The following is a 25,914-nucleotide window of genomic DNA, read 5'->3' on the forward strand; positions in this document are numbered from 1 at the left end:
TTTTGGCGCATGATTGCTTCCATGCATGCTCGTGGCGCCGCTTCGCGTCGTCTTGACCCACTTACCCCTGGATATATGGAAACGATCTTCCTGGAATCGCCCGAAGACCTGCAGGACCTGCGCGCGATCTACGCGGCGCTCGACAGCGCCCAAGCCATCGTCGAGTTCGATCTGAATGGCAACATTCTGCGCGCCAACGACAACTTCCTGGCCGTCACCGGCTACTCCGACGACGAGTTGACGGGACGTCACCATGCGATGTTCTGCGAGCGCGACCTGATCGACTCGCCGGTCTATGCCCGCTTCTGGCAGGACCTGGCCGCCGGCAAGGCCGACCGTGCCGAGTACAAGCGCATCGCCAAGGGCGGGCGCGAGTTCTGGATCAATGCTTCCTATAACCCGGTGCGCGACGCCGGCGGCCGCGTGTGCAAGATCATCAAGTTCGCCACCGACGTCACGGCCGAAAAACTGCGCGCCGCCGAGACCTCGGGCCTGGTGGCCGCGATCGGCAAGGCCCAGGCCGTGGTCGAATTCGACATGAACGGCATCCTGCTCGACGCCAACGCCAACTTCCTCGACCTGCTCGACTACGCGCTGGAAGACGTGCGCGGCGAACACCACCGCGTGTTCTGCGACGACGAATACGCCGCCAGCGCGGCCTACCGCCGTTTCTGGGGCAAGCTCAATCGCGGCGAATTCGACGCCGGCCGCTACAAGCGCCATGGCAACAACGGCAAGACCGTGTGGATCCAGGCCACCTACAACCCGATCTTCGACGCCGACGGCAAGCCGGTGAAGGTGGTGAAGTTCGCCACCGACATCACCGAGCAGGTGATGCTGGAGCAGGCCGCCGTCGCGCGCGCCGAATCCGAGCGCCTGAAGGTCGACGCCCTGCTGGAGCAGGTGGCGCGCGCCTCGCGCGGCGACCTCACCGGTTCGATCGACACCAGCGGCGACGAGCCGCTCGACCAGCTGGCGCGCGGCGTCATGAAGATGATCGGCGACCTGCGCGCCGTGATCGGCGATGCCGTCTCGGCGGCCGGCAAGCTCAACGACTCTTCGCGCGCGATCGCCGACCGCTCCAACACGGTGGCCGCCAGCGCCCAGGCGCTGGGCGCCACGGTGGAGCAGATGAATGCCTCGGTCGACGGCCTGACCGCCTCGATCGACACCATCGCGCGCAGCACCCAGGAAGCCAATGCGCTGGCCCAGAATACCCGCGACGAGGCCGAGATCGGCGCCAGGGCGATCGCCCGCTCGATCGAGGCGATGGCCATGATCAACCAGTCGTCGGAAGACATCGGCGAGATCGTGAAAGTGATCGGCGAGATCGCCGGCCAGACCAATATGCTGGCCTTCAATGCCGCGATCGAGGCCGCTAGAGCCGGCGAGCACGGCCTGGGCTTCTCCGTGGTGGCCGACGAAGTGAGGAAGCTCGCCGAGCGCTCGTCGCAGGCGACCAAGGAAATCTCGAAGCTGATCAACGAATCGGTGCGCCGCGTGGCCCAGGGCAGCGAGATCTCGCGCCAGGCCAGCGAGGCGTTCGACCGCATCACGACGGGCGTGGGCAAGACCTCGCTGGCGATCGCCGAGATCTCGGACAGCGCCAGCGAGCAGTCGCTGACGGCCAAGGAAGTCAGCGCCGCGATATCCTACATCGCCCAGGAAACCGAGCGTTCGGCCGGTTCCTGCGACAGCATCGCGCGTTCGACCGAGGGCTTGAACGAGCATGCCGGGCACCTGAACGCCACGGTGGCCCGCTTCGTGGTGTAAGGATTGAACATGGAATTGTCCGACGACAAGCTGGAAACCATCATCGGCCTGGTGCGCCAGCACACCGGCATCGCCATGGGCCGCCACAAGCGCGTGCTGCTGGAGGGGCGCCTGCAGCCGCGCCTGCGCGCGCTGGGACTCGACAACTACGGCGCCTACATCGCGCGCCTGGCGCACGACCGCCAGGAAGTGGCCTCCTTCATCAATTCGGTGACCACCAACGACACCGCCTTCTTCCGCACCCCGGCCGTGTGGCGCTGGCTGGAACGCGAGTTCCTGCCCGAATGGTCGGTGCGCGCGGCGTTTTCCAACACCAATGCGCCGCTGCGGATCTGGTCGGCCGCCGCCGCCACCGGCGAGGAAGCGTATTCGCTGGCCATGACCTGCCTCGAGGCGCGCCGCAACTTCCCCGGCCTGCGCTTCGAGATCCTGGCCACCGACATCTCGACCGACGCCCTGGCCACGGCGCGCGCCGCCCTCTACCGCGGGCGCAGCGTGGAGCGTTTCGAGCGCGACCACCCGGAGCTGTTCCGCAAGTACCTGCGCCCGGCGGGCGAAGCGTTCCGGGTCGCGAGCGAGGTGTCGCAGTACGTCGAGTTCGCCGAACACAACCTGCTGCAGCGCCCGCCGCGCGCGGCCGGCTTCGACCTGGTCCTGCTGCGCAACGTGCTGATCTACTTCGACGCGGAAGGGCAGCAGCGGGTGCTGGCCGGCGCCCGCGCCGCCATGCAGCGCGAGGCGCGCCTGGTCCTGGGCGAACAGGAATCCATCACCCGCCTGGACACCGACTTCGTGTTCGAGCAGGCCCACGTCTACCGTATCGGGGATTGAAAACACCATGACCACGCACCTGAACCACCGCTTCGACCACACCGCCCATGTCCTGTCCGGCCAGATGCAGATCGGCCACGGCGAGCAAGTCCTGACCGCGCTGCTGGGCTCCTGCGTCGGGATCGGCATGATCTGGCGCAAGCAAGGCCGCTGCGGCCTGGCGCACTGCTTCCTGCCCGAGGGCGTCGAGACGGGCGAGCACTCCGCGCGCTACGTGAGCGCCGCGGTGCCGCGCCTGCTGGCGGCGCTGGGCGTGCGCCGCGAGCAGTACGACGAGGTGGACGTGGTGATCGCCGGCGGCGCGCGCATGCTGAACCTGCGCACCCACGACGGCGCGGTGGGCACCCGCAACATCGCCGCGGCGCGCTCGCAGATCTCGCTGCGCGGCCTGCAGGTGGCTTTCCAGGACGTGGGCGGCTCGCAGGGGCGGCGCCTGTCGATCGATTGCGACCGCCAGACCTTCAGCGTGGTGCGCATCCAGTCCGCCCAGCGCGAACAGATGGTGGCGGCATGAACGCGCTGGACGGCATGCATGCCGATGCGCGCGCCGCCGCGGCCGCGCTCGACGCGCAGCAGGCCGCTGCCGCGCGCGTGCTGCGCGAGGCCGCCGGCATGGAAGTGGTGGGCACGTTCTTCCTGGCGGGCCAGGAATTCGCCCTGCCGGCCGAGCACGTGCGCGAAGTGGTGGGCATGCCGGAGCGGATCACGCCGATCCCGCTGTCTCCCCGCTGCCTGGAAGGCATCTTCACGCTGCGCGGCGCCGCGATTCCGCTCCTGAACCTGGGCCGCATCTTCGATCCGGGCTCGCCTGCCGCGTCGAACGAGCAGCGGGTCGCGATCGTCGACGTCGACGACATCCAGGTCGGCCTGGTGTTCGACGCCACCGGCGAAGTGCTGCGCGTGCGCCCCGAGCAGCGCGCCGGATTGCGCTGGAGCGACGGGCAGCGTCCGGACGCCAACCCGGGCGTGGTCGCGGGCGCGATCACCCTGGAAGACGGCGCGCGCATCGTCCAGATGCTCGATGCGGCGCGCCTGGTGCGCATCGATAACGTGCCGCAGGTGCGGGCCCACGCCAGCGTGGCGCGCGACGCCTGGCGCATGCGCTTCCTGCGCCAGGCGCAAGGACGCAAGTGCATCTCGTTCACCGTGGGCGGACTGCGCTTCGCGCTGGCAATGGAGGCGATCCAGGAAATCATGCGCGTGCCCGTGCTGCAGCCGTCGGTGATGCTGGGCCGCCTGTGCAAGGGCTGGCTCAACCTGCGCGGCGCGCCGGTCGGCGTGGTCGACTTCGGCGCGCTGCTGCAGTGCGCGCCAGGGACGGGCGATCCGGAGGACGCGCGGGTGCTGGTGGTGCGCATCGGCGGCGAGCAGCTCGGGCTGCTGGTCGACGCGGTGGACGACATCCGGCCGTATTTCGACAGCGACATCCTGCCGATCCCGATGCTGGGAACGGCGCGCGGCGCCATGTACCGCGGCTGCCTGCCGCACGCGGAGCTGGGCGACAGCCTGTTCCTGGCGCACGAGGCGCTGTTTTCGGACGCCGAGGTGGCCGAGATCTGCGCCGGCCACCGCCGCCTGTATGCGCAAGAGGCGGGCGCCGCCTGCGCGGCCGAGAAGAAGGTCGGGGCGCGCCGCGTCTACCTGGCGTTCTCGCTGGAGACCGGCTGGGCGGCCGACATCGGCCAGGTGCGCGAGATCGTCGACTTCGACGGCCCGGTCACCCGTCCGCCGGGCATGCCGGACTGCGTGCACGGCATGATGCAGGTGCGCCAGCAGATGGTGTGCGTGATCGACCTGCGCACCCTGTACGGCATGGCGCCGCTGGCCGACCGCTCCGGCTGCCGCATCCTGGTGCTGGAGCACGAGGGCGAACGCTTCGGCCTGGTGGTGGACCGGGTCGACACCATCCTGTCGCTGCCCGACAGCCAGCGCCGTCCGTCGCCGCAGCTGCTGCGCGTGAACGGGCCGGACGACATGCGGCGCGACGCCGCCGAGGTGCTGGAAGTGCCGGGCGAGGACGGTCGCGAGGATGTGCGCACCTTGCTGGACAAGGAGCGTTTCCTGGCCACCCTGCGCCGGCAACTGGGCGGCGCCTGAGCGCGCCCGGATCAGGCCAGCTTTTCCAGCAGCGCCTGCAGCTGTCCGGCGTCGTAGGGCTTGGGCAGCAGCGCGTCGGCGACGCTCGACGCGTGGCTGGCCCCGCTCATGAAGGCGATCCGCGCGCGCGGCAGCGTCTGGCGCACCGTGCGCGCCAGCGCCTCGCCTCCCAGGCCCGGCAACTGCAGGTCGGTCAGCACGATGTCCGGCCGCCGCTCCAGCAGCGCCAGCGCCGCTTCGGCGCTGGCCGCCTCCAGCACCTCGTATCCCATGATGCGCATCAGTTCCGCGGTGTTCTCGCGGATGTCGTCCTCGTCTTCCACCAGCAGCACGCGCGCCTTCGAGCCGGCCGGCGCGGCGGCGCCGGTTTCCGGCTGCAGGGCCGCGTTCTTCTGCTGCTGGTTGGCCAGCACATGGCGGATCTTGCGCGCCAGGGCGTCGCGGGTATAGGGCTTGCCGAGCAGTTCCACGCCCGGATCGAGGCGGCCGCCGTGCACGATCGCGTTCTCGGTATAGCCCGAGGTGAACAGCACCGCGACGTTCGGCAGGCGCTCGCGCGCCTTCTTCGCCAGCTCCGGGCTGCGCAGGGGGCCCGGCATCACGACGTCGGTGAACAGCAGGTCGATGTGGATGCCGCTGTCGATCACGGTCAGGGCCGAGGCGGCGTCGCCGGCGCGCAGCACCCGGTAGCCCAGGTCGGCCAGCATGTCGACCACGGTCAGGCGCACCTGCTCGTCGTCCTCGACCACCAGCACGGTCTCGTGGCCGCCATTGGCCGGCTGCGCCAGCTGCTCGCCGGCATGGTCTTCGGCCTGCAGCGAGCGTGGCAGGTAGATCTTGACCGTGGTGCCTTCGCCGACCTCGCTGTAGATCTTGACGTGGCCGCCCGACTGCTTGACCAGGCCGTACACCATCGACAACCCCAGGCCCGTGCCCTTGCCCTCGGGCTTGGTCGAGAAGAAGGGCTCGAAGGCCTGGTCGATGACTTCCTGCGGCATGCCGCTGCCGGTGTCGCTCACGGCCAGCAGCACGTACTGGCCGGGCGCGACCTCCGGGTGCGCGGCGCAGTAGGCGGCGTCCAGCGCGGCGTTGGCGACCTCGATGGTGAGCCGGCCGGCGCCGTCCATGGCGTCGCGGGCGTTGATCGCCAGGTTCAGGATCGCGTTCTCGAGCTGCGCCGGGTCGACCTCGGTGGTCCACAGGCCGCCCGAGATCACCATCTCGACGTCGATCTCCTCGCCCAGCGCGCGCCGCATCATGTCTTCCATGCTGCCCAGCAGCCGACCGATCTTGACCGCCTTCGGCTCGAGCGGCTGGCGGCGCGCGAACGACAGCAGGGAGCTGGCCAGCTTGGCGCCGCGCTCGACGCCGTTCATGGCGTTCTCGACGCGCTTTTTGATCTCGGGCAGGCCGTCGGCGCGGCGCGCGATCAGCTGCAGGTTGCCGCCGATGACCTGCAGCAGGTTGTTGAAGTCGTGCGCCACGCCGCCGGTCAGCTTGCCGATGGTCTCCATCTTCTGCGCCTGCTGCAGCGCGGCCTCGGTGCGCCGCATGGCCTCCATCCGGGCCAGGTCGGTGCTGATGTCGCGGCCCACCGCGTGGATGTACTGGTCGTCGGGAGAGGCCGTCCAGGACAGGTTGCACCAGCTGCCGTTCTTGCGCCGATAGCGGTTCTCGAAGCGGTATACCTGGCCGCCCAGGCGCAGCACCTCGATCTGGCGCGTGGTGGATTCGCGGTCGTCCGGGTGCACCAGGTCGAGCAGAGGAGTAGCGAGCACCTCGGATTCAAGCCAGCCCAGGATGGTCGTGAACGCCGGGTTCACGGCCGACAGGGTCCCCTGCAAGTCGGCCACCAGCATGATGTCCTTCGACAGCCGCCACATGCGGTCGCGCTCGGCCGTGCGGCGCTCGACCCGTTCCTCGAGCGTGGCGTTGACGGCGGCCAGCGCGTCGCTCGCGCGCTTCTGGTCCTCGATGTCGATGCTGCTGCCGATCCACAGGGCGCCGTCGCCGGCCTCGCCCGGCTCGCGCCGCGCGCGCACCAGGTGCCAGCGGTATTCGCCATCGTGGCGGCGCACGCGGATCTCGGCGTCGAGCGGGGCGCCGGAGGCCATGCTGGCGGCCCACAGCGCGCGGTAGCGAGCCTCGTCGTCCGGATGCACCAGTCGATCGGAACCGTGGCCCAGCAGCTCCCCGCGCTCGACGCCGGCGTATTCGTGCACGCGGTCGTTGATCCATTCGACGCTGCCGTCCTCGCGCGCCGCCCACACGTGGTTGGGCATGGCCTGGGCGAAGGTGCGAAAGCGCGCCTCGCTGGCGCGCAGCGCGCGCTCGGCGCTCACCCGCTCGGTGACGTCGTTGCCTTCGACGAAGGTGGCGAACACCGCGCCGTTCGCGTCCCGCAGCGGCTGCAGCATGAAGTCGATGAAGAAGTGCGCCGGCGCGTCCAGGCCGGGATTGCGCAGCGTGAGTTCGACGCCCTCGGCGCGGAAGGTCGTGCCTTCGGCGAAGCAGCGGTCGAGCACCTCGACGATGCCGCGCTCGGCCAGTTCCGGCACCGCCTGCGCCACCGGCAGGCCGAGCAGGGGGCGGTTGCCGGTCAGCGCGCGGTAGGCTTCGTTGGCCAGGGAGTAGCGGTGTTCGGCGCCGTCCAGCAGGCAGATGAAGCCGGGCGCCTGCTCGAACATCGTGTTCAGGCGCTCGCGCTCGGCGCGCACATGGCGCTCGGCCTTGACCTTGCTCGACGTTTCCACCACCACCGACATCACGCCGGCGATGGCGCCGTCCTGGTCGCGGATCGGCGAATAGTCGAGATTCATCCAGACCTGCTCGGGCTGGCCGCTGCGGTGCAGGGTCAGTTCCTGGTCCTGGTAGCTGAGGGTGCCGCCGGCCAGGCCCACCTTCATCACGTTGTCGTTGAAGTCGGCCACCTCGGGCCAGCCTTCCCGCACTTTTGAGCCGAGCAGCACCGGGTGGCGCCCGCCGGCGAACACCCGGTAGGCGTCGTTGTAGATCATGTAGCCGTCCTCGCCCCACAAGGTCACGATCGGCGCCGGGGTGGCCATGATCAGGGCCACCGTGGTCTTGAGCACGGTCGGCCAGCCTTCGATGGGGCCCAGGCTCGTGGTGTCCCAGGGGAAGGCCAGAATCAGTCGCGAAGTCTCGTCAGTGGCGGGCAGGAAGGGAAGGCTGGCTGGCGGCATCGGTGCGATTGCTAAAAGGTGAACGACGCATTTTACACTTCAGTTATCATGGGGCACGCCATGTTCGCTGGCACTGTTATTTTTAGGCAACAATTTCCAGGTCTTTTTCATGTGCGTAAATTATCGTCCTCCGACGCCCGAGCAATTCAACGGCCGCATTGGCGCCTTCAGCATCCTGCCGCGCGACTGGCACTGGCCCGAGGAAACCTGGAAGGATTACGCGGCGCCGATCCTGCGCGCAGCGCCCGGCTTGCCGCTCGAAGCCTGCGTGGCCAGCTATGGCATGGTGCCGCGGCGCCACATCCCGCCCGAGGTCAAGCCCTTCGACACCATGAATGCGCGCGCCGAATCGCTGCTCGAGCGGCGCTCGTTCGCCCCGGCCTGGCGCCGCCTGCAACTGTGCGCGGTGCCGATGCTGTGGTTCTACGAGCCGTGCTACGAGAGCGGACGCGCCGAGCGCACCGCGATCGGCATGGCCGACGAGTCGATGTTCTGGGTGGCCGGCCTGTGGCGCGAATGGCAGGAGGCCGATGGGGAGATGTCGACCGCCTTCACCCAGATCACCATCAATGCCGACGACCATCCGCTGATGCGGCGCATGCACAAGCCGGGCGACGAGAAGCGCTCGCTGGTGCTGCTGGCGCAGGAGGAGGTGGGGGACTGGCTGGCCTGCCGCGACACCGACGTCGCGCGCAGCTTCCTGCGCCATTACCCGGCCGAGGCCATGAAGGCGTGGCCGGCGCCGCTGGCGCCGAAGCGCGCGGCGCCGCCGCCCTCGCCGAACCTGGAGCTGTTCTAGCCTCGCGCTAAAGACGGCGCACGCGCCGGGCCACGACCTCAACGCACCAGGCAGGGGCGCTTGTTGTCGAACTTCCAGTCGCGCACCAGGTATTGCATGGCGACCGCGTCGTCGCGCGCCCCCAGCCCCATGTTCTTGTAGGCCTGGTGCGCCAGTTCCAGCTTGTCGGGGTCGAGTTCGATGCCCAGGCCCGGCTGCCGGGGCACCTGCACCATGCCGCCTTCGATGGTGAGGGGACGTTTGGTCAGGTGCTGGCCGTCTTGCCAGATCCAGTGGGTGTCGATCGCGGTGACCCTGCCCGGCGCGGCGGCGCCGACGTGCGTAAACATCGCGAGCGAGATGTCAAAGTGGTTGTTCGAATGCGAACCCCAGGTCAGGCCGAACATCTCGCACAGCTGGGCCACCCTGACCGAACCCTGCATGGTCCAGAAATGCGGGTCGGCCAGCGGGATGTCGACCGACTGCAGCTGGATCGAATGGGCCATCTGGCGCCAGTCGGTCGCGATCATGTTGGTCGCGGTGCGCAGCCCCGTCGCGCGCCGGAATTCGGCCATCACTTCGCGTCCCGAGAAACCGTTCTCGGCGCCGCACGGGTCTTCGGCATAGGCCAGGATGCCGTGCTTGTCGCGGCACACGCGGATCGCGTCGGCCAGCAGCCAGCCGCCGTTGGGGTCGAGCGTCACGCGCGCCTGGGGGAAGCGCTCGTGCAGGGCGACAATCGCTTCCATCTCTTCGTCGGCCGACAGCACGCCTCCCTTGAGCTTGAAGTCGTTGAAGCCGTAGCGCGCCTGGGCGGCCTCGGCCAGCCGCACGATGGCCTGGGGCGTGAGCGCCTCTTCATTGCGCAGGCGGTACCAGTCGTTGTCGGCGTCCGGCTCGCTGCGGTAGGCCAGCGGCGTGCGCTTGCGATCGCCCACATAGAACAGGTAGCCCAGCATCTCGACCGCGTCGCGCTGCTGGCCGTCGCCCAGCAGCGCCGCCACCGGCACGCCCATGAACTGGCCGAGCAGGTCGAGCAGCGCCGATTCCACGGCCGTGACGGCGTGGATCGTGGTGCGCAGGTCGAAGGTCTGAAGGCCGCGGCCGCCCTGGTCGCGTTCGGCGAAGGCGCTGCGCATGGCGCCCAGCACCTTGTTGTAGTCGCCCAGGGTCGCGCCGACGATGAAGGGGCGGGCGTCCTCGATGGTCTGGCGGATAGCCTCGCCGCCGGGCACCTCGCCCAGGCCGGTATTGCCGGCGCTGTCGGTCAGGATGACGATGTTGCGGGTGAACCAGGGGCCGTGCGCCCCGCTCAGGTTCAGGAGCATGCTGTCCTGCCCCGCGACCGGGACGACGCGCAGGCTGGTGACGACGGGGGCATTCGGATTCGGGTTGCGCATGATGTACGGGTCAAAAAAGTGGAGGTTCGGGAAAGCGCTGGCGCCGGATCAGTCGATCTCGATCTTGCCGTTGGTGATCACGTCGCGCCAGCGCGCCAGTTCCTGGGCCTGGAACTTGGCGAACTGTTCGGGCGAGGAGGCCACGATCTCGAACCCCTGCTCGCTGAGCTTGTTCTTGATCTGCGGGTCGCGCAGCGTGTTCACGATGGTCGTGTGCAGCCTGGCCTTGACGTCTTTCGGCAATCCCTTCGGCGCGGCGATGGCCTGCCATGAATACACGTCGACGTCCTTGACGCCCGATTCGGCGAGCGTGGGCACGTTGGGCAGCGCCGCCGACCGGTTGGCGCCGGTCACGGCCAGGGCCCTGAGCTTGCCTGACTTGATATGGCCGAGCACGACGTTGATGTTCTGGAACGAGACGTTGGCGTGGCCGCCCAGCAGGTCGGTGATCGCCGGCGCGCCGCCCTTGTAGGGCACGTGCAGCCCCGAGGTGCCGGTCTTTTGCCAGAACAGCGCCGCCGTCAGGTGGTCCGAGCTGCCCGCGCCGGAGGTAGCGAAGGTCACCTTGCCGGGATGCTTCTTGAGGTAGGCGATGAAGTCGCCCACCGTGTTGGCGGGGATGGTGGCATTCGTCACCAGCACGTTCGGGGCCTGCACCGCCACCGTCAACAGGTCGAAGTCCTTCGATGGATCGTAGGGCAGCCGCTTCTGGAGCAGGGGATTGACCGAGTACACCGCGATCGAGGCCACCATCAGCGTATGGCCGTCGGGAGCCGCGCGCTTGACGTAGCCGGCGCCGATCGCGCCGGTGGCGCCCGGACGGTTGTCGACCACCCAGGGCTGGCCCAGCGTGGCGCTGATTTTCGGGCCGATCGCGCGGGCGATGGCGTCGGTCGATCCCCCGGACGGGAAGGGTACGACGGCGGTGATGGCCTTGCTCGGAAATGGCGCGGCCTGCGCGCCGCCCATCAACGCCAGGCCCAGCAGCAGGGACGATACGGTCGTATTCATTCTCATGGTGTCTCCTCGTTATAAGTATTCAAGCGTATTCAAGCGTATTCAAGCGTGATCAGAAGCTGTGGCGCATGCCGAGGTTGTAGCCGGTGTCGCCGCTGCCCGCTTCGGTATTGTTCGCAATGGTATAGCCGGCGCCGTTGCGGTTGTCGACGTGGCCATAGGCCGCGTACAGGCCGGTGCGTTTCGACAGCGCGTACAGGTAGCCGATGCCCCAGGCATTGGCGTCCTGGTTGAATGCGGTGCGGTCGTCCTTGTGCAGCACCGACGCCATGAGGGTGCCGGCGCCGATCGGCGCCGTGACGCCGAGCAGGACGCTGCGGCCGTCGGTCGACGGCGTCGGCCTGACGCCGCCGTAGGGGTTGTTCGGGTTGATCAGCGGCGCGGCGTTGAAGCCCTTGTCGACGCTGAATCCCGCATGCAGCTTGACGCGCGCCAGCTTGTACGATGCGGCCAGCAGGTAGTTGCGGCCCAGGGTCCGTTCCACGGCCGGCGTGGCGCCGCTGGCCGGGACATCGGTGTTCTTGTTGTTGTAGACCAGGCGCAGCGCCAGCGGGCCGGCGGCGTAACCGACCGCGCCGCCGAACTGGCGCCCCACCGAGGAATCGGCCTGTTCGCCGAGGCTGTACGCCAGCTCGGCGTCGAAGCCGTTCACCTTGGGAGTCGCGTAGGTGATGGTGTTGCTGGTGCGGATATTGGCGCCGTTGTGGGGGAACAGGCTCTTGGCGCTGCCGGCGTAGCCGGTGCTGAACGGGTCGACGATGGTCACCATCGCGGTGTGGTAGGGGGTGTACTGGCGGCCTAGGGCCACCGCGCCATAGCCGCCGCGCAGGCCGACCAGGGACTGGCGGTTGAAGATCGTGCCGGCGGCGTCGATTTCGCCGGTGTCGATCTTGGCGCCGCCTTCGAGGGTGAAGAAGGCCGACACGCCGTTGCCCAAGTCCTCCACGCCGCGCAAGCCGAAGCGCGAGGCGGCGCCGACGCCGCTCGTGACCTTGGTGATCCGCCCGTTCGCGCCGCCATCTTCGACGACGATGCCCGCATCGACGATGCCGTAGAAGGTCACGGACGCCTGCGCATGGGCGACGGTGCCGGCGCAGGCCAGCGCCAGCGCTGCCAGTTGTTTCATGCTTGTCTCCTGTCATATGGCCGGATTGTTTGTCATCCGTACGCAGCCGGCGCCAGTTCATGCCGGCGCGGCAGAGCCATGATAGGACCGGGATCGATTCCCGAGCAATTCAAATGCTGTCGTGTCTGATTCAATAATTGAATCGATCGCGGCGGCAGGTGGGTTCAGTCCTGGAGAAAGGCGGGGAGCACCTGCTGCTTGAACAGGTCGAGCACGGGGTTGTCGTTGTTGCGGCGGTAGGCGCCTACCAGGTAGACGGGTTCGGTCATCATCCGGCGCGTGACGACCCCCTCGAACTTCAGGCGGCAGGCGCCTTCGGCGATCAGGGCGGCGCCCATTCCCGCGCCGACGAGCGCCAGCATGGTGTGGACCTGTCCGACGTACTCGACGACGTCGGGCACGACGCCGGCCCTGGCAAAGCGTTCGCTGAGCATCTGGTAGAAGGGCCGCGCCTCGTAGGGCGAGTACATGAGGAAAGGCCGGCCGTGCAGGCATTGCAGGGTGAGCTCGGCGGGCCAGGCGTGGGCCTCGCTCGCCTGCACCGCCAGCATGAGCGATTCGGTCGCCATCGGCACGCTTTCCAGTTCGCCGTTGATGGGGTGCGGCCGCATCAGGGCCAGGTCGATCTCGCCCGCGTTGAGCGCCTCGACCTGGGCCGTGCTCACGAGCTCTTTCAGGTTGAGCGCCACGTCGGGGCAGACCTGGCGGATGCCGCGCACGACCGCCGGCAGCAGGCTGTAGCCGGAGGCGGCGGAAAAGCCGATCGAGAGCGTGCCCTGTTCACCTCTGGCGGTGCGGCGCGCCTTGACCGCCGCCTCTTGCGCCAGGCGCAGGATGCGGACGGCTTCCGGCAGGAAGGCCTTGCCGGCGGCGGTGAGGGTGACGGAACGGCTGCTGCGCTCGAGCAGGGCCACGCCGACGCTGTGTTCGAGCAGCCGGACCTGGCGGCTCAACGGCGGCTGCGTCATGTTCAGGCGCTGCGCCGCCCGGCTGAAGTGAAGTTCTTCGGCAACGGCGACGAAGCAGCGAAGCTGGCTGATTTCGAACAAGGTGGACTCCCGGGCTGCCGCGGCGGGTCGCCGCAGGCAGCATGGTAACCGCGGCGCCCGGTTTCGGCGTTATTCCTGCGCCGCCAGCCCGAGATAACGGCGCGCGAAGCGCCCGCCCAGGCGGGTCAGCACCTCGTAGCCGATGGTGCCGGCCTGGAGCGCGACGTCGTCGACCGTCTGCTGCGGGCACAGCAGGTCGACCGTCCGCCCCGGCGCGATCCGATCTTCGGGGATGCCGGTGACGTCGAGCGTGATGCTGTCCATCGACACGGTGCCGGCGAAGGGCACGGCCACGCCGTCGACAAAGGCCTGCGAACGGCCGGTGAGGGCGCGCAGCCAGCCGTCGGCATAGCCGATCGCGATGGTGGCGATGCGGCGCTCGCCCGGCGCCACGTAGCGCGCGCCATAGCCGACGATGTCGCCGGCGGCCACGGTGCGCAGCTGCACCACGCGCGCCGCCAGCGACACCGCCTGCGCCAGCGGATTGGCGTGACCCGGCTGGGGATTGATGCCGTACAGCGCGCATCCCGGGCGCAGCAGGTCGAAGTGCCAGGCGCCGCCCAGGAACACGCCCGAGGAATTGGCCAGGCTGGCCGGCACGCCGGGAAACAGCGCGCGCGCCTCTTCGAAGCGCCGGCGCTGGCGCGCGTTGAGCGGGTGCGCCGGCTCGTCGGCGCAGGCCAGGTGGCTCATCAACAATCGCGGCGCGATGCCGTCCAGCCAGGCCGGGTCCTGGCGCAGCCGGTCGAGATCGGCGGCCGCGAGGCCCATGCGCGACATGCCGGTGTCGACCTGGAGCGCGGCCGGCAGTTCGCGCCCGAGCTCGCGCGCCAGCGCGCGCCATTCGGCCACCTGGCCGGGGTCGTTCAGCACCGGCGTCAGGTCGTGCTCGACGCAGTCGCGCGCCGTGCCCGGCATGGCGCCGTGCATCACATAAATGGTGCAATCGCCGGGCACGAGCCGGCGCAGGCGGATGCCTTCGTCGAGGTGAGCCACGAAGAAGCTGCGGCAGCCTTCGCGCGCCAGCGCCGCCGCGACCTTGTCCATGCCGAGCCCGTAGGCGTCGGCCTTCAGGACCGCGCCGCAGGCCGCCCCGGTGCTGGCGGCGCCGCGCGCGCGCAGCAGGCGGTAATTGGCGCGCACCGCGTCCAGGTCGATCGTGAGGGTGGCGCCGGCGCGCGCCGCGCCGTCATCGCGCCGATCGGTGTGTTGATCCATGCGCTTACGCCTGCGCCAGCTTGGCGCCGGCGGCGCCGCCGCTGCCGCCCGCGTAGCGGAACACGGCCAGGTCGTCGGCGCGGATCGACGGCGCCTTGCCGCCCACCAGGTCGGCGATCACGCTGGCCGAGCCGGCCGCCATGGTCCAGCCCAGCGTGCCGTGGCCGGTGTTCAGGAACAGGTTGCGCAGCAGCGTGGCGCCCACCACCGGGGTGCTGTCCGGCGTCATCGGACGCAGGCCGGTCCAGAAGCTGGCCCGGGCGGTGTCGCCCGCGCCCGGGAACAGGTCGTTGACGACCAGCTCCAGGGTTTCGCGGCGGCGTGGATTGAGGTCGAGGTTGTAGCCGGAAAGCTCGGCCATGCCGCCGACGCGGATGCGGTCGTCGAAGCGGGTGACGGCAATCTTGTAGGTCTCGTCGAGGATGGTCGACACCGGCGCGCGCGCCGCGTCCGTGATCGGCACCGTCAGCGAATAGCCCTTCATCGGATACACCGGCAGCGGGAACCAGCGCTGCAGCAGCAGGCGCGAATAGCTGCCCAGGGCCAGCACGAAGCGATCCGCAGCGAATGCGCCCTTGTCGGTTTCAACCGAGACGATCTCGCCGCCCGCCTCGTTGAGGCAGCGGATCGTGGTGTCGAATTCGAAGCGCACGCCCAGGTCGCGCGCCATGGCCGTCAGGCGGCTGGTGAACAGCTGGCAGTCGCCGGTTTCGTCGTTCGGCAGGCGCAGGCCGCCGACCAGCTTGTCGGCCACGTTGGCCAGCGCCGGTTCGGCCGTGGCCAGCTGTGCGCCCTCCAGCACTTCATAGGCCACGCCGGCGTCGCGCAGCACCTCGATGTCCTTGGCCGCGCCGTCGAACTGCTGGCGGGTGCGGAACAGCTGGACCGTGCCCTGCTGGCGGCCTTCGTAGGCGATGCCGGTGTCGCGCCGCAGCGCGCGCATGCAATCGCGGCTGTATTCGGCCAGGCGCACCATGCGCTCCTTGTTGACGGCGTAGCGGGCAGGGTCGCAGTTGCGGTACATCTCCCACATCCACTGCAGCTGGAACAGCGAGCCGTCGGGACGGATCGCCAGCGGAGCGTGGCGCTGGAACAGCCACTTGGCGGCCTTCAGCGGAATGCCGGGCGCGGCCCAGGGCGAGGCATAGCCGGGCGAGATCTGGCCGGCATTGGCGAAACTGGTCTCGAGGGCGGGACCGGGCTGGCGGTCGATGACCGTGACCTCGTGGCCGGCCTGCGCCAGGTAATACGCGGTGGTGACGCCGACCACGCCGCTGCCCAATACGATGACTCGCATATGTTCCTCGAAAAATCCAGATTTAGAAAAGCTTGCCATCGTAGCGCGGGTGAGGAGATAATTGTTTCTGTTAATACGCAATTTTTCAGCAAATACTTCTGCATTCACCCACCGGAATCGACCCATGCGCGTGCAAAAAGCCTCGAACCGCATCCTGGACCGGATCGACCTGCATATCCTGTCGATCCTGCAGCAGGATGCGCGGATCGTGATGAAGGACCTGGCCGAGCAGGTCGGGCTGTCGCTCACGCCCTGCATCGAGCGGGTCAAGCGCATGGAGCGCGACGGCGTCATCCAGGGCTACTACGCGCGCATCAATCCACAGGCGCTGGGCATGCAGATCCTGGTGTTCGTCGAGATCAACCTGCACCAGAAATCCGACAAGGCCTTCGAACGCTTCCGGCGCGCGATGCTGGCCATTCCCGAGGTGATGGAATGCCACCTGGTGTCGGGCGACTTCGACTACCTGATCAAGGCGCGCATCCCCGAGATGTCCGAGTACCGGCGCCTGCTGGGGGAGATCCTGCACGTGGCTGACGCCGGCCAGTCGAAGAGCTATGTGGTGATGGAAGAACTGAAGGAAACCCTGGCGCTGTCGATTCCGCGCTGACCCCGGTGGTCAATCCCGCAAAAACCGCAAGGATGGAGCCGGCTCATCCTATAATGGACGTTTCCTTTCTGGAACACCCATGCGCGCCGTTGCCGGAACCGTCCTGTCCCTCCGACACCTCCTGATCCTGCTCACCGCGATCGGCCTGCTGCCGCTCGTGCTGCTGGGAGTCTGGACCATCCACGGCGCCGGCCTGTACCTGGAGCAGGAACAGGAAAGGATGATGATCGGCCATGCGCGCGCGCTGTCGAGCGCCGTCGACGCCGAGCTGGACGCCACCGTGGCAGCCCTGAGCGGCATCGCCAAGAGTCCGCAACTGGCGGGCGGCGACCTGCGCGGCTTCCACGACACCGCCAGCCGCCTGTCGCGCCCCGACTGGCTGGGGGTGGTGCTCTCCGACGCCGCCGGCCGTCCGCTGTTTCGCACCATGGCGCCATATGGGGCGCCGGCGGCGCGCATCGCCGATCCCGGCAGCCTGCACCAGGCGATGGAGCAGCGCCGCCCGATGGCCGGCCGCGTCGCGCGCGGGCAGGGCGGGCGCCCGGCGGTGCCGGTGCGGATCCCGGTGACGGGGCCCGACGGCCAGCCCTGGGTCTTGACCGCCGTGGTCCAGCCGAACCGCTTCCTGGACGTGATCGCGCGCCAGAAGATTCCTCCGGAATCGGTGATCGCGGTGATGGACGGCGGCGGCGCGCTGGTGGCGCGCTCGCGCGACCAGGAGCGCACCGTGGTCGGCGCGCCCAGCGCCTCGCTCACGGCGCTGATGAAGAGCGGCGGGCCGGAAGGCGTGGGCGTGACCACCACGCTCGAAGGCGACCAGGTGATCAGCGCCTACACGACCTCGCCGCGCTATGGCTGGGTGGTGGCGGTGGGCGCCCCCAGCGCCGGCTTCGGGGTAGGCTTCTTCCAGCGCTTCGCGGTCTACGTGCTGGGCGCCTGGGTGGTGCTGAGCGCCTGCATCGCGCTGGCCTCGTGGCTGTCCGGGCGCATCGTGCGCCGCATCGAGAGCGTGCAGGCCGGCGCCGCCGCGCTGGGCAGCGCGCGCAAGGTGCAGGTGGCGCCGTCGCGGATCAAGGAGATCCGCGAGATGGGCCAGGCACTGGAGGCCGCCGCCAGCCGGCGCGCCGCGCAGGAAGAGGAGCGTTCGCGCCTGCTGGCGTCGCTCGAGGAAGCGCTGGCGCAGGCGCGCCAGGCCGGCCAGGCCAAGGACGCCTTCCTGGCCATGCTGGGCCACGAACTGCGCAATCCGCTCAGCCCGATCCTGACCTCGCTCGACCTGATGGACTTGCGGGGCGAAGCGGGCAGCCAGCGCGAGCGCGCCGTCATGCGGCGCCAGGTGACCCACCTGCGGCGCCTGGTCGACGACCTGCTGGACGTGTCGCGCATCGCCTCCGGCAAGCTGGCGATCGACGCCCGCCCGCTGAACCTGGCCGAACTGGCGCGCCATGCGGTGGCGGCCCTGCCGGGCGAGCCCATCACCCTGGAGGCGCCGCCGGAGGTCTGGGTCACCGGCGACGAGACCCGCCTGGCGCAGGTGCTGGGCAACCTGCTGTCGAACGCGGCCCGCTTCGGCAGCAGCGACACCCGCGTCACGCTGGCGGCGGTGAATGGCGAGGCGGTGCTGGGCGTGAGCGACAACGGCGCCGGCATGGCCCCTGAGTTGCTGGCGCGCGTGTTCGAGCCGTTCTACCAGGCGCCGCAGCCGCTGGCGCGGCGCACCGGCGGACTCGGGCTCGGCCTGGCGATCGTGCGCGAGATCGCCCAGCTGCATGGCGGCCGGGTCGCGGCCTACAGCGCCGGCCCGGGCGCCGGCAGCCGTTTCGAGGTGATCCTGCCGCTCGGCGCGCCGAGCGCGGCGCGCGAGCCGGATCCGCTGGCGCCGGCGGCGCCGGGACGCCGCATCCTGCTGGTCGACGACAACGAGGATGCGGCCGCGGCCAGCGCGCTGCTGCTGCGCCACCTGGGGCATGCGGTGCGGGTCGCCCACAGCGCGGCCGAGGCGCGCGCGCTGGCAGTGGCCGAACCGCCCGAGGTGGCGATCCTCGACATCGGCCTGCCCGACATGGACGGCTATGCGCTGGCCGCGGCCTTGCGCGGCGACGCGGGCGCGCCGGAAGGAGGCCCGCTGCGGCTGGTGGCGCTGACCGGTTACGGCCAGCAGGCCGACGTGGCGCGCGCGCTGGCCGCCGGTTTCGACGTGCACCTGACCAAGCCGGCGACCATCGAGGCGCTGCAGGATGCGGTGGCGCCGGCCGGGGCCTGAGCAGGCGTGGACGGCGGGTTGCCGGTAGCGTGGATGGGAGCGGCCGCCTCCCCGGCCTGGGGCGCGGGCACGGCGGTGAAGGCGTAGCCGCGCCCGGCCACGTTCACGATCGCGCTGCCGGCGTCGCCCAGCAGCTTGCGCAGGGCCGCGATCTGCACCCGCAGGTTTGCCTCGACCACCACCGTGTGCGGCCACGCCCCGGCCATCAGCGCGCGCTTGCTCACGACTTCGCCGGGCCGGGAGGCCAGCAGCACCAGCAGGTCGTAGGCGCGCGCGCGGCTCGGCAGCGGGCGTCCGGCGCGCAGCAGCAGGCGCTGGGCGGGAAGCAGTTCGAAGTCGAGAAAGGCGATCCTGGTGGGGGCGGATGGGCCGGAATCCATGGCAAGCCTCGTGTCTGGTGGTGGCGGGTCGGGACGTATCGTGACCATTGTCCGCCGCCGGCGCGCGCCGGCGCTAGCATTTTTCTGCTGTCGCGTGCGTTGCCTGCAAGCGTACGCCGGACGCTTGCGGGCCGGACCATAATATGGACGGGCTGATAACGGGAGGACGGATGGGACGCAAGCACGACCTGCCGCTGCACGAAGTGCGGCGCTACCTGGAACCGGGACCGGTGGCGCTGGTGACCTCGTGCCACCATGGCGAACATGACGTCATGGTGATGGGCTGGCACACGGTGATGGAATTCAGTCCATCGCTGATCGGCTGCGTGATCTCATCCGCCAATCACAGCCACGGCCTGATCCGCGCCAGCGGCGAATGCGTGATCAACCTGCCGACCACCCGCCAGCTCGAGGCGGTGCTGGGCGTCGGTTCGACCACCGGGGCCGAGATCGACAAGTTCGCCGCCTTCGGCCTCACGCCGGAGGCAAGCGAGCAGGTGGCGGCGCCGTCGATCCGCGAGTGTCACGCCCAGTTCGAGTGCCGGCTGCATGACGAGAGCCTGGTCGGGCGCTACGATTTCTTCATCTGGGAAGTGGTGGCGGCGCGCGTCGCCGCGCGGCCACGCCATCCGGAAACCCTGCACTACAAGGGTGACGGCACGTTCATGGTGTCGGGCAAGGTGATCCGGCGCCAGCGCGCCGGCCTCAAGTAGATGTCAGTGTTGGCGCGAGCGCCAGCCCGCGTGCCCGGCGCCATGCAGCAGGATGCGCGGCACCCGCCCGCCGGGGCGGCCGCTGGGCGCATGCGGCGCCGTGGCCAGCGCGAGGTCGGTGCTGATCCGGTGCAGCGACAGCAGGTCGAGCAGCGCCGCCACCAGCTGGCGGCCGAGCGTGACGTCGCCATCCTCGACCAGCGGCATGGCGCGGTGCAGGGCGGCCAGGATGGTGGCGTTCTCGGCGCGGTGCTCGTGCAGGCGTTCGTAGTCGAGCGATTCCATGACCCGTTCCTCGTGCCGGAACCCGACCTCGACCGCCGTGACGACGGCCGGGAAGGCGTGCACGAAGCAGTCGTCCGGCGTGCAGGTGCTGTCGGCCGTGTCGGCCAGGCGCGCGCACAGGTGGCGGCGGGCATGGCGGATCGCGGCGCCGATGGCGCCGGCGCTGCCTCCTGGATAGTGGTGAAAAGTCATGGCTGAAATAGTGGCAAAGTAGGTCGAGTGGGATTCAATGGGCGATCAGGAGCGGCGCCGGCGCGTGGTCGAGCACGTCGCGCGTGACGCCGCCGAGGATCCATTCGCGGTAGCGGCTGTGGCCGAAGGCGCCGGTCACCATCAGCCCGGCGTGGCAGTCGCGCGCCATGTCCATCAGGGCCTCGCCCTCGGTGGCGCGGGTATGCGCGACGGCGACGTCGACCTTCAGGCCATGGCGCGCCAGGTAGTGCGCCATGTCGGCCCCCGGTTCGTCGCCGTGCAGGCCGGATTGCAGGTCGGGGTTGACCAGCGCCAGGTGCACGGTGCCGGCCTGGGCCAGCAGGGGCAGGGCGGCGTTGATCGCGCGCTGGGCCGGCATGCTGCCGTCCCAGCCGACCAGCGCGTCGCCGGGGATCGGCTTGCCGTGGTAGGAGTCGGGCACCACCAGCACCGGACGGACGCCGTGCAGGGCGAGGTATTGGGGCAGGCCCCGTTCGGTCGTGGCGCGGGCGCGGCCATTGTCCTGGCTCACCACCACGAGGTCGGCGTAGCGCGCCTGCAGCAGCAGGCCGTCGCGGTCGGCGTCTTCGACCATGCGCGCCTCGGCGCCCTGGATGCCGAGGCGCTCGGCCTGGGCCACGAAATCGTCGAGCTGGGTGGCGACGGCATCGCGCAGGTCCTGGAATTCGCGGTTGGAGACCGGCATGGCCATCGAGCCATTCAGCACCGCGTAACTGGCCATCGACAGGCCGGTGGCGCCGCTGCCGACCAGGTGGGCGCCGTGCGCGCCGGCGAGCAGCGCCGCCGCGCGCAGGCGGCTCTCCTGGCAGGGCCCGCCATCGACATGGACGAGTATGGTCTTGAACATATGCTGACTCCGTTCGGTGGTCTGGAACGTGGCGCACGGCGTTTCACTATACGCGGCGCAAGGCAGCCTGTCAGGCGCACGGTTGATCGCGATCAAACGTGGGTCAAATTTCGCTGCGGCGTGGGCTGGATTGGTTTGCTGGCAATCCAGGCCGGCAGCGTGGGTTCGGTAGTCATCGAGCTCCTGTCCGGTGCGGGGGCGGCTGCCGTCGATCAGACGGCAGCAGGCGTGCAATCCCGCCCTGCTTCAGGACCTGCCGCGGGCGCGCGACCTTCAGCGCCCGTCCAGCAAGTCCTGGCGCGGCCGCTCCCATTGCGGCACCGGCGCCGGGCACGGCTGACCGGCCATCGCGTCATAGGGAAGCGTCGAGAAATTCTCTTCCCCCGGCGCGCTGAAGCGGATGTCGGTCGCCTTGCCGTCGACCAGCGACGGCACGCGCGCGAAGCGCAGCCAGCCGTCGAAGTGACAGTTATCCTGCTGTAGCGCGCGCAGGCCGGCCAGGCTGCCGTGTTCCCGATACTTCCACGACAGCGTCTGGGCGGGCGCTCCCGGTTCGCCGCCGAAGCGCGCCGGGCAGGCCGCCACGCTGGTGATGCCGGGCGCCAGGCTCAGTACGCCGAGGCGCACCGCATAGCTTCCGGCGCCGCCGTGGTCGGTGATCGTCGCGAACGACCAGCACAGGGGATTCGAGGGAAAGGCCGACAGCGGCAGGTCGAGCACCCGGCTGCCGGGATCGACCTGGGCCAGCGCCGCGCGGATCTGTTCGCGCGCCAGCTGCCCGGCCACGCCCTGCACCGCGATGAAGCCCAGGCAGGCCACCAGCGCCGCGACCACGCCGCGCGCGCCGCCGCGGCGCGCCATGAAGCCCACCACGCCCGCCAGCAGCAACAGTCCAGCGAGCGAACCCCATTGCAGGAAACCCAGATAGGTGAACGCCACCGGCGCCGCCAGGATCAGCGCCGCGAACAGCCAGCGCAGCAGCCGGTTCGGCGCCAGCAGGGCGAGCGCGATCCCGAGCGCGGTCCAGAACACCGGCTCGATGATGAACACCATGTCGCCATACAGCCAGCGTGAGTCGAGCGGGTGGAAGGGGTGCACGCCATACACGTTCAGGAAGTCGAGCGACAGGTGCAGCACCATCCCGAGCGCGGCGGTGGCCAGCACCGCGCGCCGCGCCGTGCGGTCGTCGCGCAGCAGGCGCCGCGCCTGGCCACAGCAGCCAAAGCAGGCCGAGCAGCAGCGCGATCTGGGGCAGGGCATACAGCAGCGTGTGCGTATGGCCGCGGTGGTGCAGCAGGTAGCCGAGCGGCGGCGCCAACAGGGGCGTGAGCACCAGGTCCAGGTCGGGGAAGTTGCTGGCCAGCGCGCCGGTGGCAAGCAGGACGCGGCGGCGCGTGCGCGCCTGGTGCGGATCGGGTTGAAAGGGCAGGGCGCGGTCGGCGAGTTCGCCCAGCGCCAGGCCTACCAGGGAGTGAGTGAGATTGTCCATCCCACAAGTTTACCGTGAAAGCAAGACATTGAACTAAATCAAGATTCTCTTGGTTACATAGCATGGCCAACCATCGCATTTTTGATGTAGGTCATATTTTTCGCATTTCCTCATCGCTAGAATGCGAGAAACTATATTTTCTTACAGGCAACAAGAGGGAGAGCACAGTGCGCAATAACCAGCCAGTGACCGGGATCGAATACGTGATGGGGGCGGAACAGTCGATCGTCTCGAAGACCGATACCAAAGGCCGCATCACCTACGTCAACCCGAGCTTCGTCGACGTCAGCGGTTTCAGCGAGGACGAGTTGCTGGGCAAGGCGCACAATATCGTGCGCCACCCCGACATGCCGCCCGAAGCCTTCGCCGACCTGTGGGCGACCCTGCAGGCGGGCGAACCCTGGACCGGGATGGTCAAGAACCGCCGCAAGAACGGCGACTTCTATTGGGTGGTGGCGAACGTGGTGCCGATCCGGGAGCGCGGCCGCGTGACCGGCTATATGTCGGTGCGCACCGCGCCCACCCGCGCGCAGGTCGAGCAGGCCGACCTGTTGTACCGCCGGATCCGCGCCGGCCAGGCGCGCGGCCTGGGCATCGTGCGCGGCCGGGTGGTGCGCACCGGCTGGCGCCGGCGCCTGGATGTCCTGGCCGCCCTGCGCGCGCTGTCGCTGCGCCAGCGCCTGGGCTGGACGATGGGCGCCCAGGCCGTGCTGCTGGGCACGCTCGCGGCGGTGGCCGAAGGCATGGGCTGGCGCGTGCTGGCCGGCGCCGGCGTGCTGGCCTCGCTGGCGGCCTGGTATGAGCTCGATCGCAGCATCGCGCGGCCGCTGCGGGAAGCCATCGCCACCGTCCACGCCCTGGCCGGCGGCGACCTGGCGCGTCCGGTCGCGGCTCCCGGCAGCGGGGACGTCGGTCGCCTGCAACTGGCGCTGCGCCAACTGAACATCAATCTCACCGCGATCATCGGCGACGTGCGCGACAACGTCAGCTCGATCGAGCTGGCCACCCGCGCGATCGCCGCCGGCAACGCCGACCTGGCCGCCCGCACCGAAGCCCAGGCCGCCAGCCTGGAGCAGACCGCCAGCAGCCTGGGCAACATCGCGCGCGCCGCCGGCCGCAATACCGACAGCGCGGTGCAGGCCGACGGCATGGTGCTGGCCGCCACCACGGTGGCCGGCCAGGGCGGCCAGGCCGTCGATCGCGTCGGCCGGACCATGGACCGGATCAGCGGCTCCGCCAACCGCATCGGCGACATCATCGGCCTGATCGACGGCATCGCCTTCCAGACCAATCTGCTGGCGCTGAACGCGGCGGTGGAGGCGGCCAGGGCCGGCGAGCAGGGGCGCGGCTTCGCGGTCGTGGCCGGCGAAGTGCGCAGCCTGGCCCAGCGCACCGCCGGCGCCGCCAAGGAAATCAAGGGATTGATCGAGGTCTCCAGCGGCCACGTGGGCGAGGGGAGCGAACTGGTCTGCCAGGCCGGCCAGACCATGCGCGCGGTGGTCGACAAGGTGGGCGAGGCAGCCGCCATCATGAGCGCGATCACGGCCGCCAGCCGCGAACAGGCCCAGGACATCCGGGGCGTCAACGCCGCCATGAGCGAGCTGGACGCGATCACGCGGCAGAACGCCGCCCAGGTCGAGGAATCGGCGCTGTCCTCTGGCAGCGTGGCCGATGAGGCGGCACGCCTGTCGCTGGCCTTATCCGTGTTCAAGTTCAAGCATGGCGGACGGCCAAGCCAGGGCTGACTCTTCCATATTTGATGCATGTCAAGGATTTGCGTGAAGTAGATCAATAAACTGACCGCTAATCGTGCCACTTTGCATTTCGGCAAAGTGGCCAGCAGCTGGAGTACCTCAGTCATGTTCGCAGAAGTGCAAGCGGCGCCTCCCGCGCCGGTTCCCGCCCGGTTTCCGTCCCAACCCGCCACCGTGCTCCACCCGGCCGTCGAATTCGATGGCGACCTGCTGGCCCGGCTCGGCAAGTCTGGCCCGCGCTATACGTCCTACCCGACGGCCGATCGCTTCAGCCCCGACTTCGGCTACCGCGACTACCTGCACGCGGTGGCCAGCGTGCGCACCCGCGGCAAGCGCCCGCTGTCGCTATACCTGCACATCCCGTTCTGCGAAAGCGTGTGCTATTACTGCGCCTGCAACAAGATCGTCACCAAACGTCGCGACAAGGCGGCGACCTACTTGTCTTACCTGAAGCGCGAAGTCGAGATGCAAGGGCTGCTGTTCGCCGGCATGAACGAGGTCGAGCAGCTGCACTTCGGCGGCGGCACCCCCACTTACCTGTCGGACGAGCAGATGGGCGAGCTGATGGCGCACCTGGCGCGGTGCTTTCGCTTCGCCCCCGACGAGCGCGGCGAATATTCGATCGAGGTCGACCCGCGCACCGTCTCTGTCGAACGGGTGCACAGCCTGCGGCGCCAGGGTTTCAACCGCATCAGCCTGGGCGTGCAGGATTTCGATCCAGACGTTCAGAAGGCGGTCAACCGGGTCCAGCCCGAGCGCGAGACGGTGGCCATCATCGACGCCGCGCGCGCCGCGGGTTTTCGTTCGGTGAGCATCGACCTGATCTACGGCCTGCCGAAGCAGACCCTGGCCAGCATGACGCAAACCCTGGACAAGGTGATCAAGGCCGGCCCGGAACGCATCTCGGTCTACCACTATGCCCACATGCCGCACCTGTTCAAGCCGCAGCGGCGCATCCTGCAACAGGACATGCCGGACAGCGACACCAAGCTCAGGATGCTCCAGCTGTGCATCGAGCGCCTCGGCGCCGCCGGCTACGTGTACATCGGCATGGACCATTTCGCCAAGCCGGACGACGACCTGGCCGTGGCCCAGCGCCAGGGCCGCCTGCACCGCAACTTCCAGGGCTACTCGACCCATGCCGACGCTGACCTGGTGGCGTGCGGGGTGTCGAGCATCGGTGCGGTGGGCGCCACCTACAGCCAGAACGTCAAGACGCTCGACGAATACTACGACCTGATCGACCGGAACGAGTTGCCGGTCCAGCGCGGCATCCGCCTGTCGATGGACGACGCGCTGCGCCGCTCGATCATCCAGAAGCTGATGTGCCAGTTCGAGCTGTCGATCCCGGCCATCGAGCAGGCGTTCCCGATCGCTTTCGAACAGCACTTCGCCGGCGAGCTGGCCACGCTGCGCACGATGCAGGACGACGGCCTGGTGCAGGTCGGGCCGGAGTGGCTGACCGTCACGATGAAGGGGCGCCTGCTGATCCGCAACGTGTGCATGGTGTTCGACCGCTACCTCGCCCGGCCGGGCGAGGGCCCGCGCCATTCGCAAACCGTCTAGGGCCG

At 69.3% G+C, this 25,914-nt stretch carries 21 protein-coding genes and 1 pseudogene; 10 read left to right on the top strand and 12 right to left on the bottom strand.

Annotated elements, in window-relative coordinates; genetic code table 11:
- Positions 1 to 75 precede the first annotated feature (75 nt).
- From LO55_RS16675 to LO55_RS16690, 4 genes are read left to right on the top strand one after another with little or no spacing between them, the layout of a single operon-like run.
- On the top strand, positions 76 to 1,773 hold the full coding sequence (locus tag LO55_RS16675) for a methyl-accepting chemotaxis protein (RefSeq protein ID WP_083415378.1): 1,698 nt from the start codon (positions 76 to 78) through the stop codon (positions 1,771 to 1,773).
- Between the two features lie 9 nt (positions 1,774 to 1,782).
- A complete protein-coding gene (locus tag LO55_RS16680; RefSeq protein ID WP_071362322.1) occupies positions 1,783 to 2,604 on the top strand; it encodes a CheR family methyltransferase in 822 nt (273 codons plus the stop codon).
- Between the two features lie 7 nt (positions 2,605 to 2,611).
- Positions 2,612 to 3,118, top strand: coding sequence for a chemotaxis protein CheD (locus LO55_RS16685; RefSeq protein WP_071362323.1), 507 nt, complete (start codon positions 2,612 to 2,614; stop codon positions 3,116 to 3,118).
- Complete coding sequence (locus LO55_RS16690; protein ID WP_083415379.1) at positions 3,115 to 4,701, top strand: chemotaxis protein CheW; 1,587 nt, start codon at positions 3,115 to 3,117, stop codon at positions 4,699 to 4,701. The genes LO55_RS16685 and LO55_RS16690 overlap by 4 nt, the downstream gene beginning before the upstream one ends.
- Before the next feature lie 11 nt (positions 4,702 to 4,712).
- Here the strand turns inward: LO55_RS16690 and LO55_RS16695 are convergent, their stop codons facing one another.
- A complete protein-coding gene (locus LO55_RS16695) occupies positions 4,713 to 7,904 on the bottom strand; it encodes a PAS domain S-box protein (protein ID WP_071362324.1) in 3,192 nt (1,063 codons plus the stop codon).
- Between the two features lie 109 nt (positions 7,905 to 8,013).
- Between LO55_RS16695 and LO55_RS16700 the strand changes: the two genes are divergently transcribed.
- Positions 8,014 to 8,703 (top strand): SOS response-associated peptidase family protein, encoded by a 690-nt coding sequence (locus tag LO55_RS16700; RefSeq protein WP_071362325.1) that lies wholly within the window; start codon positions 8,014 to 8,016, stop codon positions 8,701 to 8,703.
- A gap of 38 nt (positions 8,704 to 8,741) precedes the next feature.
- Here LO55_RS16700 and gudD read toward each other — a convergent pair whose 3' ends face one another.
- The 6 genes from gudD to LO55_RS16730 form a co-directional block, all read right to left on the bottom strand.
- On the bottom strand, positions 8,742 to 10,082 hold the full coding sequence (gudD, locus tag LO55_RS16705; protein WP_071362326.1) for a glucarate dehydratase: 1,341 nt from the start codon (positions 10,080 to 10,082) through the stop codon (positions 8,742 to 8,744).
- A 48-nt stretch (positions 10,083 to 10,130) separates the two neighbouring features.
- Positions 10,131 to 11,099 carry a Bug family tripartite tricarboxylate transporter substrate binding protein gene (locus LO55_RS16710; RefSeq protein ID WP_071362327.1) on the bottom strand — a complete coding sequence of 323 codons (969 nt, stop codon included), beginning with the start codon at positions 11,097 to 11,099 and terminating at the stop codon, positions 10,131 to 10,133.
- A 52-nt stretch (positions 11,100 to 11,151) separates the two neighbouring features.
- A complete protein-coding gene (locus LO55_RS16715) occupies positions 11,152 to 12,225 on the bottom strand; it encodes a porin (RefSeq protein ID WP_071362328.1) in 1,074 nt (357 codons plus the stop codon).
- Positions 12,226 to 12,389: 164 nt separating this feature from the next.
- Positions 12,390 to 13,274: a LysR substrate-binding domain-containing protein gene (locus LO55_RS16720; protein ID WP_071362329.1), complete on the bottom strand. Its 885-nt coding sequence runs from the start codon at positions 13,272 to 13,274 to the stop codon at positions 12,390 to 12,392.
- Between the two features lie 69 nt (positions 13,275 to 13,343).
- A complete protein-coding gene (gene alr, locus LO55_RS16725) occupies positions 13,344 to 14,492 on the bottom strand; it encodes an alanine racemase (RefSeq protein ID WP_071362330.1) in 1,149 nt (382 codons plus the stop codon).
- 4 nt (positions 14,493 to 14,496) lie between these two features.
- Positions 14,497 to 15,789: a D-amino acid dehydrogenase gene (locus tag LO55_RS16730; protein WP_005667186.1), complete on the bottom strand. Its 1,293-nt coding sequence runs from the start codon at positions 15,787 to 15,789 to the stop codon at positions 14,497 to 14,499.
- Positions 15,790 to 15,913: 124 nt separating this feature from the next.
- Between LO55_RS16730 and LO55_RS16735 the strand changes: the two genes are divergently transcribed.
- Together LO55_RS16735 and LO55_RS16740 are read left to right on the top strand one after the other, a co-directional pair.
- Complete coding sequence (locus LO55_RS16735) at positions 15,914 to 16,399, top strand: Lrp/AsnC ligand binding domain-containing protein (RefSeq protein ID WP_005667188.1); 486 nt, start codon at positions 15,914 to 15,916, stop codon at positions 16,397 to 16,399.
- Between the two features lie 79 nt (positions 16,400 to 16,478).
- The gene (locus tag LO55_RS16740) at positions 16,479 to 18,662 is read left to right on the top strand and encodes a hybrid sensor histidine kinase/response regulator (RefSeq protein ID WP_071362331.1); all 2,184 of its coding nucleotides are present in this window, start codon (positions 16,479 to 16,481) and stop codon (positions 18,660 to 18,662) included.
- Here LO55_RS16740 and LO55_RS25945 read toward each other — a convergent pair.
- The gene (locus LO55_RS25945; protein ID WP_177185536.1) at positions 18,548 to 19,042 is read right to left on the bottom strand and encodes a winged helix-turn-helix domain-containing protein; all 495 of its coding nucleotides are present in this window, start codon (positions 19,040 to 19,042) and stop codon (positions 18,548 to 18,550) included. The genes LO55_RS16740 and LO55_RS25945 overlap by 115 nt on opposite strands.
- A gap of 170 nt (positions 19,043 to 19,212) precedes the next feature.
- On the opposite strand from LO55_RS25945, the gene LO55_RS16745 reads away from it, so the two are divergent.
- Complete coding sequence (locus LO55_RS16745) at positions 19,213 to 19,755, top strand: flavin reductase family protein (RefSeq protein ID WP_071362332.1); 543 nt, start codon at positions 19,213 to 19,215, stop codon at positions 19,753 to 19,755.
- Positions 19,756 to 19,758: 3 nt separating this feature from the next.
- Here the strand turns inward: LO55_RS16745 and LO55_RS16750 are convergent, their stop codons facing one another.
- The 4 genes and pseudogenes from LO55_RS16750 to LO55_RS27040 all read right to left on the bottom strand — a co-directional run.
- Positions 19,759 to 20,232, bottom strand: coding sequence for a hemerythrin domain-containing protein (locus tag LO55_RS16750; protein WP_071362333.1), 474 nt, complete (start codon positions 20,230 to 20,232; stop codon positions 19,759 to 19,761).
- Between the two features lie 34 nt (positions 20,233 to 20,266).
- Positions 20,267 to 21,100, bottom strand: coding sequence for a universal stress protein (locus tag LO55_RS16755; RefSeq protein ID WP_071362334.1), 834 nt, complete (start codon positions 21,098 to 21,100; stop codon positions 20,267 to 20,269).
- Positions 21,101 to 21,373: 273 nt separating this feature from the next.
- On the bottom strand, positions 21,374 to 22,360 hold the full coding sequence (locus LO55_RS16760) for a metal-dependent hydrolase (RefSeq protein ID WP_229410164.1): 987 nt from the start codon (positions 22,358 to 22,360) through the stop codon (positions 21,374 to 21,376).
- Positions 22,361 to 22,364: 4 nt separating this feature from the next.
- Positions 22,365 to 22,589 (bottom strand): annotated as a pseudogene (locus LO55_RS27040) (metal-dependent hydrolase); the annotation flags it as partial.
- 167 nt (positions 22,590 to 22,756) lie between these two features.
- Here LO55_RS27040 and LO55_RS16765 point away from each other — a divergent pair.
- On the top strand, positions 22,757 to 24,334 hold the full coding sequence (locus tag LO55_RS16765) for a methyl-accepting chemotaxis protein (RefSeq protein WP_071362335.1): 1,578 nt from the start codon (positions 22,757 to 22,759) through the stop codon (positions 24,332 to 24,334).
- Positions 24,335 to 24,448: 114 nt separating this feature from the next.
- Positions 24,449 to 25,909, top strand: a complete 1,461-nt coding sequence (gene hemN, locus LO55_RS16770; RefSeq protein WP_229410165.1) for an oxygen-independent coproporphyrinogen III oxidase — start codon at positions 24,449 to 24,451, stop codon at positions 25,907 to 25,909.
- Positions 25,910 to 25,914: the final 5 nt, after the last annotated feature.

This window comes from Massilia timonae (genome assembly GCF_001866515.1).
GTDB classification, from domain to species: domain Bacteria; phylum Pseudomonadota; class Gammaproteobacteria; order Burkholderiales; family Burkholderiaceae_D; genus Telluria; species Telluria timonae.